The 14,194-nt window shown below is 34.9% G+C and carries 19 protein-coding genes; 4 read left to right on the top strand and 15 right to left on the bottom strand.

The window, feature by feature from the left end; all coding sequences use genetic code 11:
• Positions 1 to 162: 162 nt before the first annotated feature.
• The 3 genes from gcvPB to gcvT are packed head-to-tail and all read right to left on the bottom strand — an operon-like array spanning position 163 to position 4,099.
• Positions 163 to 1,638: an aminomethyl-transferring glycine dehydrogenase subunit 2 gene (gene gcvPB / locus AC0L0O_RS03435; RefSeq protein ID WP_473785646.1), complete on the bottom strand. Its 1,476-nt coding sequence runs from the start codon at positions 1,636 to 1,638 to the stop codon at positions 163 to 165.
• On the bottom strand, positions 1,635 to 2,978 hold the full coding sequence (gene gcvPA, locus AC0L0O_RS03430) for an aminomethyl-transferring glycine dehydrogenase subunit 1 (RefSeq protein WP_000903231.1): 1,344 nt from the start codon (positions 2,976 to 2,978) through the stop codon (positions 1,635 to 1,637). Before gcvPA ends, gcvPB begins: the two co-directional genes overlap by 4 nt.
• Before the next feature lie 20 nt (positions 2,979 to 2,998).
• Complete coding sequence (gcvT, locus tag AC0L0O_RS03425; RefSeq protein ID WP_000631769.1) at positions 2,999 to 4,099, bottom strand: glycine cleavage system aminomethyltransferase GcvT; 1,101 nt, start codon at positions 4,097 to 4,099, stop codon at positions 2,999 to 3,001.
• Between the two features lie 392 nt (positions 4,100 to 4,491).
• On the opposite strand from gcvT, the gene AC0L0O_RS03420 reads away from it, so the two are divergent.
• Entirely contained in the window at positions 4,492 to 6,174 is a 1,683-nt protein-coding gene (locus AC0L0O_RS03420; RefSeq protein WP_001100022.1) for a DEAD/DEAH box helicase, read from the top strand.
• Positions 6,161 to 6,955, top strand: coding sequence for a YqhG family protein (locus AC0L0O_RS03415; RefSeq protein WP_001183959.1), 795 nt, complete (start codon positions 6,161 to 6,163; stop codon positions 6,953 to 6,955). Before AC0L0O_RS03420 ends, AC0L0O_RS03415 begins: the two co-directional genes overlap by 14 nt.
• 35 nt (positions 6,956 to 6,990) lie before the next feature.
• Here the strand turns inward: AC0L0O_RS03415 and AC0L0O_RS03410 are convergent, their stop codons facing one another.
• Positions 6,991 to 7,122 (bottom strand): hypothetical protein, encoded by a 132-nt coding sequence (locus AC0L0O_RS03410; protein WP_000064669.1) that lies wholly within the window; start codon positions 7,120 to 7,122, stop codon positions 6,991 to 6,993.
• Positions 7,123 to 7,219: 97 nt separating this feature from the next.
• Positions 7,220 to 7,447, bottom strand: coding sequence for a hypothetical protein (locus tag AC0L0O_RS03405; protein WP_000032702.1), 228 nt, complete (start codon positions 7,445 to 7,447; stop codon positions 7,220 to 7,222).
• A gap of 73 nt (positions 7,448 to 7,520) precedes the next feature.
• Here AC0L0O_RS03405 and AC0L0O_RS03400 point away from each other — a divergent pair, with 73 nt between their 5' ends.
• Both AC0L0O_RS03400 and AC0L0O_RS03395 read left to right on the top strand, forming a co-directional pair.
• Entirely contained in the window at positions 7,521 to 7,637 is a 117-nt protein-coding gene (locus AC0L0O_RS03400; RefSeq protein ID WP_001987222.1) for a hypothetical protein, read from the top strand.
• A 129-nt stretch (positions 7,638 to 7,766) separates the two neighbouring features.
• A complete protein-coding gene (locus tag AC0L0O_RS03395) occupies positions 7,767 to 8,399 on the top strand; it encodes a VC0807 family protein (RefSeq protein ID WP_001073108.1) in 633 nt (210 codons plus the stop codon).
• A 67-nt stretch (positions 8,400 to 8,466) separates the two neighbouring features.
• On the opposite strand, the gene AC0L0O_RS03390 is transcribed toward AC0L0O_RS03395, so the two are convergent.
• The 10 genes from AC0L0O_RS03390 to comGA form a co-directional block, all read right to left on the bottom strand.
• Positions 8,467 to 8,667 (bottom strand): YqzE family protein, encoded by a 201-nt coding sequence (locus AC0L0O_RS03390; protein ID WP_000106085.1) that lies wholly within the window; start codon positions 8,665 to 8,667, stop codon positions 8,467 to 8,469.
• A 38-nt stretch (positions 8,668 to 8,705) separates the two neighbouring features.
• Entirely contained in the window at positions 8,706 to 9,203 is a 498-nt protein-coding gene (gene aroK, locus AC0L0O_RS03385) for a shikimate kinase AroK (protein WP_000836643.1), read from the bottom strand.
• A 120-nt stretch (positions 9,204 to 9,323) separates the two neighbouring features.
• A complete protein-coding gene (locus tag AC0L0O_RS03380) occupies positions 9,324 to 9,974 on the bottom strand; it encodes a 2OG-Fe(II) oxygenase (protein ID WP_000183878.1) in 651 nt (216 codons plus the stop codon).
• Positions 9,975 to 10,149: 175 nt separating this feature from the next.
• On the bottom strand, positions 10,150 to 10,521 hold the full coding sequence (gene comGG / locus AC0L0O_RS03375) for a competence type IV pilus minor pilin ComGG (protein ID WP_001231192.1): 372 nt from the start codon (positions 10,519 to 10,521) through the stop codon (positions 10,150 to 10,152).
• Positions 10,518 to 10,988 (bottom strand): competence type IV pilus minor pilin ComGF, encoded by a 471-nt coding sequence (gene comGF / locus AC0L0O_RS03370; RefSeq protein WP_000923094.1) that lies wholly within the window; start codon positions 10,986 to 10,988, stop codon positions 10,518 to 10,520. Before comGF ends, comGG begins: the two co-directional genes overlap by 4 nt.
• Entirely contained in the window at positions 10,958 to 11,260 is a 303-nt protein-coding gene (comGE, locus tag AC0L0O_RS03365; RefSeq protein ID WP_000829456.1) for a competence type IV pilus minor pilin ComGE, read from the bottom strand. Before comGE ends, comGF begins: the two co-directional genes overlap by 31 nt.
• Complete coding sequence (gene comGD / locus AC0L0O_RS03360; RefSeq protein ID WP_000810395.1) at positions 11,253 to 11,708, bottom strand: comG operon protein ComGD; 456 nt, start codon at positions 11,706 to 11,708, stop codon at positions 11,253 to 11,255. The genes comGE and comGD overlap by 8 nt, the downstream gene beginning before the upstream one ends.
• A complete protein-coding gene (gene comGC, locus AC0L0O_RS03355) occupies positions 11,705 to 12,004 on the bottom strand; it encodes a comG operon protein ComGC (protein WP_001178696.1) in 300 nt (99 codons plus the stop codon). The genes comGD and comGC overlap by 4 nt, the downstream gene beginning before the upstream one ends.
• Positions 12,005 to 12,015: 11 nt before the next feature.
• A complete protein-coding gene (gene comGB / locus AC0L0O_RS03350) occupies positions 12,016 to 13,047 on the bottom strand; it encodes a comG operon protein ComGB (protein WP_000471907.1) in 1,032 nt (343 codons plus the stop codon).
• Positions 13,040 to 14,083, bottom strand: coding sequence for a competence protein ComGA (gene comGA / locus AC0L0O_RS03345; protein ID WP_001013197.1), 1,044 nt, complete (start codon positions 14,081 to 14,083; stop codon positions 13,040 to 13,042). The genes comGB and comGA overlap by 8 nt, the downstream gene beginning before the upstream one ends.
• Positions 14,084 to 14,194: the final 111 nt, after the last annotated feature.

Here is a 14,194-nt window from a genome sequence, read left to right as displayed (position 1 = left end):
TATCAAACCGACTTTTTCAACAAAACTACCTATAAAACTACACCTTTACACCATTAGGAAACAAAAAATATAATTTTTTAACATTTTCTTCACTATTTCTGCACTAATTCTCCATACAAAAAAAGAACCCGCATATAGCGAGTTCTTCTTTTGTTATTCTAATCAAACTTGTACAGGAGCTGGCTTTGCATAACGTAAAACTGGTTTACGTGCAGCCATCGTTTCATCTAAACGTTTAATGACTGTTGTATGCGGTGCTTCTTGTACAACTTCTGGATTTTCTTCTACTTCTTTAGCGATTTGAATCATCTTATCAATGAAACCGTCTAAAGTTTCTTTTGATTCTGTTTCTGTCGGCTCAATCATAATACATTCTTCCACATTTAACGGGAAGTAAATTGTTGGTGGATGGTAACCGAAATCAAGCAGGCGTTTTGCGATATCTAATGTACGTACACCAAGTTTCTTTTGACGACGACCTGATAATACAAACTCATGCTTACAATGTCTATCGAATGGAAGATCATAGAATGGTGCTAATCTTCTCATCATATAGTTCGCATTTAATACCGCATACTCCGTTACTGCACGCAAGCCATCTGGACCCATAGAACGAATGTATGTGTATGCACGAACGTTAATTCCGAAGTTACCATAGAATGGTTTTACGCGCCCAATTGCTTCTGGACGATCATAGTTAAAGTGATAGCCATTTTCCGTTTTCTCTAAAATTGGTTTTGGTAAGTACGGAATTAAATCAGCTTTCACACCTACTGGACCAGAACCTGGGCCACCGCCGCCGTGAGGACCTGTAAATGTTTTATGAAGGTTTAAATGCACAACGTCAAATCCCATATCTCCTGGGCGCGCTTGGCTTAATACTGCATTTAAGTTTGCACCATCATAGTATAATTTACCGCCTGCATTATGGACGATTTCTGCCATTTCTAAAATGTTTTCTTCAAATAAACCTAATGTATTAGGATTTGTTAACATAAGTGCTGCTGTTTCTTCATTTACAACACGTTTTAAATCTTCTAAGTCAACAAGACCATGTTCATTTGATTTTACTGTAATTGTTTCAAAACCAGCTACAGTTGCAGATGCTGGATTCGTTCCGTGAGCAGAGTCAGGAACAATTACTTTCGTACGGTTAAAGTCACCATTTGCTTCATGGTATGCACGAATTAACATTAAGCCTGCCCATTCTCCGTGTGCACCAGCTGCTGGTTGTAATGTAACAGTATCCATACCTGTAATTTCAATTAAATGCTCTTGTAAATCGTACATTAATTCCATTGCACCTTGTACTGTCTTCTCGTCTTGCAACGGATGAATATTTGCAAATCCTGCGAAACGAGCTACACTCTCATTAATTTTCGGATTATATTTCATCGTACAAGATCCAAGTGGATAGAACCCAGAATCAACGCCGTGGTTACGGTTTGAAAGTGCTGTATAGTGGCGCATAATATCAAGTTCAGATACTTCTGGTAGCTCTGCATCTTCTACTCGAATATAATCGCTCTCAAACACATCTTCTAGTTTCACTTCTTCTACATCTAATTTTGGTAAGCTATATCCTATGCGTCCTTCTTTACTCACTTCAAAGATAAGTGCTTGGTCTTGGTTCTTCATTGGATAGCCCCCATTTCGTTTACAAGTGTGTCAATTTCCTCTTTTGTACGAAGCTCAGTTACTGCTACAAGCATATGGTTCTCATGCTCTTTATAATCACGGCCTAGATCGTAACCGCCGATAATATTCTTTTGTAATAATGCATCGTTTACTTCTTTCACTGGACGCTTACAATCTACAACGAACTCATTGAAGAATGGACCAGCAAATGTTACAGTGAAGCCTTTCGCTTCGAATTGACGTTTTGCGTATTGCGCTTTAGAAATGTTTTGACGTGCCATTTCTTTCACACCTTGTTTACCAAGTGCCGTCATTGCAACAGAAGCTGCTAATGCATTTAACGCTTGGTTTGAACAAATGTTAGATGTCGCTTTATCACGGCGGATATGCTGTTCACGAGCTTGTAACGTTAATACAAACCCACGTTTCCCATCTGAATCTACAGTTTGTCCAACAAGACGTCCTGGAATTTTACGCATAAATGCTTTCGTTGTTGCAAAGTAACCACAGTGCGGTCCACCAAACTGCGTTGGAATACCAAATGGCTGTGCATCACCGATTACAATATCAGCACCAAATTTTCCTGGTGGTGTTAATGCGCCTAATGATAATGGATTTGAAGAAACGATAAATAATGATTTTTGTTGATGAACGATTTTTTCAATATCAGCTAATTTTTCAACTTGTCCGAAGAAGTTTGGATATTGAACGATTACACAAGCAACAGTATCATCTACTTCACTTTGTAATACGTCTAAATCTGTTACACCATCTTTATGATTAATTTCAACAACTTCAAGATGTTGACCTTTTGCATATGTTTCAAGTACTGCTCTTGATTCTGGGTGCACTGCACTAGATACAAGAATTTTCTTTTTACGAGTATGGCCAGCCGCTAGCATTGCCGCTTCAGCTAAAGCTGTACCACCGTCGTACATAGAAGAGTTTGCTACATCCATTCCTGTTAATTCACAAATCATCGTTTGGAATTCAAAGATTGCTTGTAATTCCCCTTGTGAAATTTCTGGTTGGTATGGCGTGTAAGCTGTATAAAATTCTGAGCGAGAGATAACATGATCTACAATTACTGGAGCGTAATGATCGTATACACCAGCTCCTAAGAAAGAAGCGTATTCTTTTAAGTTCGCATTTTTACTAGCCATTTGAGATAACTCTTTTAAAAGCTCTGGCTCTGATTTTGCTTCTTTAATTTTTAAATCCCCTTTAAAACGAACACTCTCTGGAATATCAGAGAATAACTCATCGATCGTTTGAACGCCGATCGTTTGTAACATTTCTTTTTTGTCTTCTTCTGTCATTGGAAGATAACGATGCAACATGAAATCTACCCCTCTCCCCGTTACTTTGAACGTTTATAAAATGGTGTTGGAACAACTACTGCTTTGACGCGTTTATTACGAATTTCAATTTCTACTTCTGTATCAACTGCTGCGTATTTTACATCAATTAGTGCTAAACCAATGCTTTTCTTTAACGTTGGAGATTGTGTACCACTTGTTACTTCCCCGATCTTTTCTTCTCCAATAAATACAGGGTAATGCGTACGAGGAATTCCACGTTCAATTACTTCGATGCCGACTAATTTGCGAGGCGCACCGTTTTCTTTTTGCTCTTTTAACGTTGCTTTTCCAAAGAAGTCTGCTTCTTTATTTGTTTTTACCGCAAAGCCAATTCCAGCTTCAATCGGTGTAATATCTTTTGATAATTCTTGACCATAAAGTGGTAATGTTGCTTCGAAGCGAAGTGTATCACGAGCACCTAAACCACATGCTTTTAAGCCTTCTTCTGCTCCAACTTCAAGAAGTTTCTCCCAAAGTTTTGCTGCATCTTCACTCTTACAGTAAATTTCAAATCCATCTTCACCTGTGTAACCTGTACGAGATACAAGTGCTGGAATTCCATCTACAAGAATATCGTTTTTAAATTTAAAGAACTTAATTTCTTTTAAATCTTCTGACACAACTTTTTGTAAAATGCCTTCTGCTTTTGGTCCTTGAATTGCAAGCTGTGCAACTTCGCTAGAAACATTGACTACTGTCGCATCGCCAATTACATGGCTAGCTAACCATTCGTAATCTTTCTCGATATTTGATGCGTTGATAACTAATAAATAGTCTTCTTCACCACGTTTGTAGATTAATAAATCATCTACTGTACCACCATTTTCGTAGCACATTGCTGTATATTGTGCGCCTCCTACCTTTAAGGTAGATACGTCATTTGTAACAACACGTTGTAAAAATGCTAAACTATCTACACCTTTTACCTCAACTTCTCCCATATGAGACACATCGAACAAACCCGCCGCTGTACGTACAGCTTCATGTTCTTCTTTAATGCTTGAAAATTGAACTGGTAACTCCCAACCACCGAAGTCGATTGTTTTCCCACCATACTTCGCGTATACATCAAATAACGGTGTACGTTGTAATGTAATCATGATCTCTCCCCCTTATGCTCTGACAAATCAATAAAAGTTGTTACTCTTTTCTAAACATTTTCATTCTAAAAAGATAGGATATACGGAATCTCATTATATTTTTTTATGAAAGCGTAAATAAAAAATCACTTTCTTGGATAAAATACGAAAGATTCCACACATTTCACACCATTATCCTAACATTATTCGCTATATTTCATCAATATTCTAGCATAAAAAATAATTTAGAATTTTTCATGCTTAATCTTATTACATACAACTTTTAAGATTTAGTCCTTTATCTTTGCTTATTCTTTAACTTTCAGTAAGTGTAATAACGCCTTGTTACAAGGCTTATATAGTAAAGATTTTTTCATATATTACTTTAATTTATAAAAGGTGGGAGAGTCGTAATGAATGTCGATATTTCCATAGATCGAACGTGGCAAAACAATTTTTTAAATAGAATTGACGAAGATGGCCCTTGGACAAACTGGGATTTATATCATTTAGCTTATGAAACAGAGAAATCGTTACTTGTTCCTACTTTTGATGGATTACAAGCACCGAAACATTTATCCCATTTCACACCGCTTCCTCATCAATTAGAAGTCGCTCAAAATGTTATTGAACAAATGAATGGTAAAGCGATTCTAGCGGATGAAGTGGGACTTGGAAAAACGATTGAAGCTGGACTTATTTTAAAAGAATATATGGTCCGCGGCCTTGTGAAAAAAGTACTTATACTCGTCCCAGCCTCTCTCGTATCACAATGGGCATACGAATTAAATACAAAGTTTTTCATTCCAGCTGTAGCCCAAAAGAAAAGCTACTCGTGGGAACAAGCCGATGTGATTGTATCATCGATTGATACTGCAAAACGTTCACCACATCGTGATATCGTTTTGAACTTAGAATATGACCTTATTATTATCGATGAAGCACATAAACTTAAAAATAATAAAACAAAAAACTATGAATTTGCACAGCGATTAAAAAAGAAATTTTGTTTATTATTAACCGCTACTCCTGTTCAAAATAAGATTGATGAAATTTTTAACCTCGTTTCTTTATTAAAACCAGGACATTTAGGCAATCAGTCCAACTTTGAAGAATATTACGCTTCAAAAAATCGTTCAGCCGAATCAGATGAAGATTTAAAAGCTCTTATTAACAAAGTGATGGTCCGAAATCGACGTCACAATACCGGAATTGATTGGCCCAAGAGACATGTACGTACAATTTTTGTTGAGTTTAATGAAGAAGAGCAAGATTTGTATAATAATATTGAAAATTGGCGAGGACAAGATGCCTTCACATCCGCTTTCTCATCCTTAACTTTAAAACGAGAAGCGTGCAGTAGTCGTGAGGCTGTTTACTATTCATTAAAAAAACATGTAGAAAAACGACAGAAGGAAAATGAGCATTACGTAAAAGATCCGCATATCGATATACTAATGGACAAAATTAATCATATTCCTTTTAACTCAAAAGCAAATAAAGCTCTAGAGCTTATAAAAGAAATTGACGATAAAGTCGTCATCTTCACAGAATACCGAGCGTCACAAATGTATTTGCAATGGTTTTTACAACAACATGGTATTTCTTCCGTCCCATTCCGCGGCGGATTTAAACGCGGGAAGAAAGATTGGATGAAGGAACTTTTCCAAAATCATGCTCAAGTGCTAATCGCAACGGAAGCTGGTGGTGAAGGAATTAACTTACAGTTTTGTAGCCATATGATCAATTATGATTTACCATGGAACCCAATGCGTCTGGAACAAAGAATCGGACGTATTCACCGTCTTGGTCAAAAGAATGATGTTCATATTTATAACTTAGCTACAAAACACACAGTTGAAGAACATATTTTGAAACTGTTATATGAAAAAATCAATTTATTTGAGCGTGTGATCGGTGAGCTGGATGAAATTTTAACGAGAATTAATATGAAAAACATCGATGCACACATTCAAGAAATATTTTCGCAATCAAAAAGCGAAGGAGAAATCCGAATTAAGATGGAAAACTTAACATCTATTATCGACTTTGCGAAACGAAACGAAGCTGAGGTGCAAGGCTATGCAGCAACATGAAATTCATAATTACTTATACAATTTTTTTGAGGCGAATAACTGTGAAATTTTAGAGCGTTCTCCTCACTTATTAGACGTACAATTAACAATTGAGATGGATAAATTATTAATGAACCGTCCTTTTTATTGGCACTATCTTGAGAAAACAGGAGGCGTACCGAATCCGATGCGCCTTACTCTTATTACAGATCCAGAAAATGAAGAAAATGATGGCGAGCTTATTCACTACGGTTCACCGCGTCTACATCAAATTTTCCAGACAACAAAAGAACTAGGATCTTACATACGTTTATATGAGGACGTACGGCATAATGGAGCAACACATACCCCACTCCACCCGTGGCTCGGTATAAATATAAAAGTTTCCTACCAATGTGATCGAAAAAAAGATATTCTTCACTCCATTGGTATTCATCTCATTTCTGGAACAATGATGGCAAACTTTCATGACACATTAACTAAAATTAAGCTTACACCAAAAATACCTGACTTTTGTTTTACGCTCTCACCTATCATTAAACCTCAAAGTGGTTTACAACGTATAGAGGATGCTTTAAAAAATATAATTGCAGAAGATGACCATACGTGGGCGAAAGAAGCAAGAGTACGCTGGAATCACGATTTAGATCTTTTAAATCGTTTTTATGAAGAAAGTGATGAACTTCCCGAAAGCTATGAAATTGAAAAGCAAGCACTGCAAGAACAATATGAACCCCGTATTACAGTGCAAATTATTAATGGTGGACTCTTTTATGTTACCGCGAATCATTTTCTATCTTAAAAAGCCCCTTCTGTTTTAGAAGGAGCTTTTTTGAGTTATCCTCTATCGCCATTACGCTCTTGTTGTTTTTGCTTTGCCATGCGTTTTTGATACGCACGATCCTTTGCACTCACATGATTAGCATCAGTTGGAAGATTTTCTTTTGAACGACCAATTCCATTGCTCATCTTTTCCCCTCCTTTTTACACACTTTAAAATACATCCTTATTTTCAGCTAGAAGCACCATCCTTATGCAAAAAAATAAGAGCAGCCATCGGCTACTCTTACTCACTCACATATTTTTGAAACATATCATGGATGCCTTTATTTACTAGGTTCGAGATCTGTTCGTCAGATTTATTCGGATAACGATCACGCAATCTGATAGATGCCTTCACCATTAAATTTTCTAATACAGAACGGCCACCTTCTCCATAAATAATTTCAGCATATTTAACAAGCCTTCCATCCTCTACTGTTGCTGGATTATGATTGAAGAAAAATTTACTCATTGTCTCCACCTCTCTCTTTTGATAACGTTTACATTTATATAGATTATTTATGTTATTTATTTCACAATATTGTATGCATGTATATTTAATTAGTTTCATTATAAAGCAACATATCGATAGTAAATATGTGATTTTCCGTCCATTTTGTGAACAAATTAAAAATGAAAGCGTTTCCTTTATTATATACTAAAAAAACTTACTACGCTAGGGGCAATTTTTTTCAATCTACTAATCATATACTTTTTCTTTTTTCACTAAACCTTATACAATTTTCAGAAATTATATTATAAAATATATGTATGACTTAAGGAGGCTCTGTATGAATCAAAATAAAAAAGCTATATTAGATCTTGTCTTTTATCTCGTAATTCCATTCCTCATTTGGAAATTTGCAAAACCTTATATCGATCCTTATTACGCGATGTTACTTTCCTCTGTTCCGGGGATTATTTATACACTGTATACCTTTAAAAAAGAAAAACAGTTTAACGTAACAGGGTTCTTTATTTTAATTACACTCATTTCTAATACGACAGTAGATTTATTATCTGGATCAGCTGAACGAATGTTGTGGAACGATGCATATTATCACATCGTACTCGGCATTATCGTTATATGTACAATTTTTATAAAAAAACCACTTATGTTATATTTCGCAGCAGATATTGCAGCACTGCAAGGGCATGACCGTGATAAAAGTCGTGAACTGTATCGTGATAGTCGTATCTATCCAGCACTACAATATTTAACACTATTTTTCGGGCTTCAATTCATATTAAAAAGCTTCTTAAAAATTTATTTCATCTCTGTTTTCGGTGTAGATGGCTATGGTGAAATGAGAGCAATTATGACCGCTGTTGGGTGGGGCATTTCCATTTGTATCGGAATAGGATTTGTCTGGGTCAACAATAAAATACATGCCGTTACAGAAGAGAAAGAGTCCATACAATAAATGAAAATCCCCTAGTAGTATGATGCTACTAGGGGATTTTCATTTTGCTACACATATTACGAAAGAATTAACTTGATTTTTTTCTTTTATTTTTTACGTTTCGATAAAGCAAAGTAGCACTTAGCGGCATAACACCAAACCACTTATTCATAAATGGCTCTTTTTCAGCACGGCGTTGTTCTTTCTTTTGTTTACGATCTTCTTTTGGAGCATCCATATACGACACAAACTGTTGTGTCACAAAGCGAACATAATCATTAGTAGACATATTATCATCACCTCTACTTGATTAGTATGTCCACTTTTTTATTCATTAATCTTTTCTTTTAATTCATTCATAATTTGCTTTACAGACTTATTCGTCGTATCAATATGAATATGAGCCTCTTCATAATAAGCTCGGCGCGATTCAAATTTCGTTACAAATGCATCTATATCTTTCTTCTGAAATAGTGGACGTGTCGTATCTTCACGAAGCCTCTCTGCAATTACATGTGGATCGCAATATAAATACACGACAATTCCATTTTCCTTCATCCACTTTCGGTTTTCCTCTCGCTCAATGATTCCGCCGCCAGTTGTAATAATTGCATTACGAACGGGTAATGAACGTAACATCTCACTTTCATATTCTCGAAAAGCCATTTCACCTTCTTCGGCAAAAATATCAAGAATTGCCTTCTCTTGATTCTCTTCAATTTTTTGATCTGTATCTACAACATCCATATGAAGTTCTTTACTTAACGCTTTTCCAATTGTTGTTTTCCCAGCTCCCATATAACCGGTTATGTATATAGATTTCATGTTCTTTCCTCTCAATCGTCATGTATTACTTGTTATTATAACGAAAGATGCTCCTTTATTTAATAAAAAAACGTTTTGTTCTCCTTATGCATTGAAGAACAAAACGTCACATACACACTTTTACTTATAAGTACCTCTTCTCACCCACTGCGTTGCGATCCATTTCTCACCTTTCGTTACAGGTGCCCCTCCGTGTAACGTAAGCTCGTTTAATGATTGGTCTTGATAGAAATACTCAAAGTATACTGCCATTCCCTTTCTAGGGTGCACAGAAAGATTTAATTTCGGAAAGAACGTTTCTCCGCCTTCTTCGACATCATTTAAGTACATAACAAGCGTACTAATACGATTATTAGCAGCGGATCTACTATGTTCCGCAAAATAATCATAATGCGCTTTATATTGTTGATCCACTTCATAATTTAAAATGTGTAATCCTTCTCCATGCGACGCAGGAACATTCATGATAGATGAAATCCGTTTTTCAATCTTCGCCGTAAGTTCATTATCGTCCAAAAATGCACCACTACTCGTTCGAATATCATTTACATCACGTGATGAACCAACTTTTGAACGTGCTAATTTACTTTTAGACAATTCAATTAATTCATCACACTCTTCATCACTTAATACATTTCCTAACACGACAATAAGAGGTTCTTCGAATTTTGAAATAATTTGTATTTCTCTATCCTCTGTCTTAATTACATTTCCTTTATGATCAAAAATAGTTTGTTCCTTATTTTCACCTATTTGATTGTTGTTTGTCATTTCCCTATTCTCCCTAAAAATAATGATTGGATAGCATGAATATATCATATTCTTTCTACCTTTCTCTTTTTTAAGAAAATTTAAACTTTTAATTGTTTTATTTATCCATTTCCTTTTAAAAAACAGCCTATTTTCAAATGAGAAATCATGGTTTTTTATCCATATATTTTACATACTATCCTTCTATCCAATCGAATATTTTCTCATCCTTTTTTCTATATCGAAAGCTTACTTTATAGAAAACTTCCTGCTTGATTTTACACTGTAATGAAACGAGAATAACATCATTTTCAAAAACGTAATTTCCTCTTGCTTCCCCCTTTTCATATGGAAAGAAAAAAGTATCTTCCTTTTCTTTTTTCTTTAAGTCTTTTTTTATATTTGTAATAGATCGATTTAGTAGTTCCTCCAGTACAAACTTTTGCTCTATTTCAGTATAAAATTTTTTATCTATAAGTAACATATTCGTTTCGTATACAAAGAACGAAGTTAATAATACAAGAAAAATGATTGTTCCTGGCATCGTAAATCCATCTTGTTTTCTCATATATTTATTTCCATTTCGCTATACCTTATAGCTACACCTTCATATATTATCCCGCTCCTATCTTTCACATTTATAAAGAGCAAATGAGGCGTTACTTCATACGAAACTCTTTCAACATTTTGTAATATAACTTCTCTTCCACGCATGTTCACTTTTCTTATAAGATGATTATTCAATTTTTCATACGTCACTTCATCTCCAGTGCGAAGACGGAAGCGCAACATACTCTCTCTATTTTCAGGAACTATTTTTTCTACAAATGATACTTCACGAAACTCTAATTGTACTTGCCCTAAAAACACATCCCACTCCCAATCATTTAATCCTTTCAATTGTTTATTTTCCATTCCGATAAAATGCAAACGTGGGAAGAGTACAAAGAACAGTGATAACAGAAAAAAACAAACGATCATTTCTATTAATGTAAACCCAGCTTCTAATTTATTTTTTCTCCTGCATAAAAGCATTGTTCCATCATTCTGCCTTTCACATCTTTCCACATCACACAAACTTCATTTCCTCCCCAATATGTGTAATATACATTTCCGTTTATGACTTTTTCTTTCTGCTGTTTTGCCTCATTCTCATACATATATAAAGCTGCTTCTTTTTTTAATAATACAAATGCCTTATAACGAAGTTGTATGTTTTTTCGTTCTTGCATAACCAATACTGTTTGTGGAAGTAGTAAAGATACCACCATCATTACTATACTTAATGCTACAATCATTTCAGCCATCACTGACCCTTTTTGACATTTCACGATACGTAAATCTCCCTCTTCCAAGCTGGAATACAATCTCATATTTATAACTTCGATACGAAAGTAAAATCGTGCCACCTCTATTAATATTTCCACTCGGATTATATGTCATCGGATTGGGAAAAGTATTCAAATCCAATTGTATATCGCTATCATATTCTCTTTTAATGATAGAAAGATCCGTACTCGATTCCCCTATATAATACATATGTCTATCTTTATGCCATCGTAATGTATAGTGTTTTTGACGGTTTATCGCTAATTGTTGCATATACAAAATATCATTTGAAAACTGTCTTAAAAATTGTTCGATTTTTTGTTTTTCATATAATGAATGTACATTAAAATACGTGACCATACTTAGTACAGAAATTGCAAATAAAACGAGTAGCATTTCTAAAAGTGTAAAACCTTTTTGCTTCACAGTTTCCCACTTGTTACTGTTCCATCATTTGAAATATGAATAGATTCACCATTCGGACACTTATCAGCTGTAATATATTTTTCATCACTTAACTCTTTTAGTGTAGGAATTTTATTATGTTGTAGTTGGTATACTTGTACTTGCGCTTCTATAGATTTCACATAGGCTTTACATCCTTTTCCTTCGACGGATGAACGCTGCGTAACTACATTAGGAATAATTAATAGTAATAATACAGTTATGACGACCATAACTAATAACATTTCTAAAAGGGTAAACCCTTCCTCATTCTGCATGTAAATGCCTCCTATATAGAATTCATCATTTGAAACATTGGCATAATCATGGCTAAATACATAAGAACAACTATTCCTCCAATACACGTAAATAAAATCGGTTGAATAATCACCAACATACGTTTTATTTTTTGCTCCATCTTTTCCATAATAAGATCGCTATAGTCACCTAATTCAATCGCCAAATTACCGTTTGCTTGTCCATGTGTAATAATATAAGAAAGTTCTTCCTCATAATATCCGCTTTTAGCAATAATAGATTGCAACGGTTCTCCCGCAATTAATTGGCGCTCAATTCGACCCGCTTCATATTGAAAGAACGGATGATATTTTTGCTCCATCATTATTGTTAGAGCCTCAAGTACTGATAATCCACCGTGTAATAAACCGCTCAATTGAGTGGCGAAATAATGCGAATGCTTTAAAATAAGAAATGTTTTTACGAGGGGGATACGAAGTATAATTTTCACCTGCTTCATATGTGGGAGTTTCCGAAAGTAAACTATATATACACCAAATACAATCATAATGATAAAAAGGGTATTAATAATAAGGTAGGGGAGTAACTTAATTGTACTTAATATTTGTTCTGTGAATAACGGTGCTGTAGAACCAAATGAACTATATACCATATCAACCTGTGGTAATAAAATACGGTTAAAAATCAAAATCATGATTATTAAAAAAATCGCTAAAAACATAGGATACTGCATTATTTTTATCATATCTTTCCTATACTTATCCTTTTTATAAAGAAGTGCACTCCCTTGTTGCAAGGCAAAAGAAATATCACCATGCTGTTCAGCATAAAATAAATAGCTTAACATCTCCTGATGGAACTTTAATTGATGAAAAGAGTCGTGTAAACTTTTTCCATCTTTCAACCCATCAATCATGCGCTGCAATTGTACTTTCTTTTCTAAAGGTAATTGAAACCGTAAAAATTCTAATGCCTGCAAAAGGGAGTATCCTTTTTCTAATAGTTCTCCTAATCGTTTCAGTAATATGACTTGATCACTTAAACTCCATATTTCCTTAAACATAAACATCTTCTTCTAAAAACCCTAAAGCGTATCCTTTTCGTATCGAAGATTGTAATGTTTCGTGCTTGTATGTGACACATTCCCCGTTTGCTTCTTTAATCGCTTGTTTTAACTCATATCCATATAACAACTCATAAATACTCGCTTGCCTTACTTGCCTCATTGATTTGCATAAAGTTGAGCACTTTCTTTTGCAAAACGGACACTTTAATTCGACAAGTCGCTGTGCAGCTATAGCTAATAAAGATTGTTCGATTTCTTGCCTCGTTATGCCAAAATCCATGAACCTAAGTATCGCCCCTCTCGCATCATTCGTATGCAATGTCGTCATTACTAAATGGCCAGTCAAACTTGCTCTTATAGCAATTTTCGCTGTTTCTTCATCACGAATTTCACCGACTAAAATAACATCTGGATCATGACGCAAAATAGCCTTTAGTCCAGCCTCATATGTGATACCTGCTTTTTCATTTATTTGAATTTGTAATACATCGTCATTTCTTTTTTCAACTGGATCTTCCAGTGTAACAATGCGACGTGTTTTCTTTTTTCTAATTACCTCTAATAATGCATACATTGTTGTTGTCTTCCCCGAACCAGTCGGTCCAGTAAATACGAGTAATCCATGAGAATAACGTAAAAAAGAAAGTAGTATCTTCGCTGTACTTGGAAATAACGAAAGATGAGATAACGGCTGAATAGATGCTTGTAAATGAAGACGAATAACGAGACTTTCTTGGTATACGGTTGGAAGCGTGGAAAGGCGCAAATACACTTCTTGTCCATCCATTTGTAAATACAGTGAACCATTTTGTGGCTTCCGCCTCTCCCCTATATCCATAGATGCTAAAAATTTAAAGTGTGAAACAAGTTTTTCTCCAAATTCCTTTTCAATACAGTATTTCGTCATTAAATCTTTTCCTATACGCAGCTGAACCACTACATCCTTCTGCCGGGGCACAATATGTAAGTCCGACGCTTGTACCCTGCACGCTTCTTTCAAAATCATATTCGCAAAGCTTTCAATTCCATTCATCATTTTTCCCTCCCCACTATGTATATAGCATGAAAAAATTCATAAGAAAAATCGGCATTTTTGTATTTTCACTAGAGAGAAAAGGAAAAATATGTTTGTGAAATTATGAAC

Source organism: Bacillus sp. GS3m_15504, from assembly GCF_055825275.1.
The sequence above is the reverse complement of the archived record's forward strand: the minus strand, read 5'-3'. Positions and strand labels throughout refer to the sequence as shown.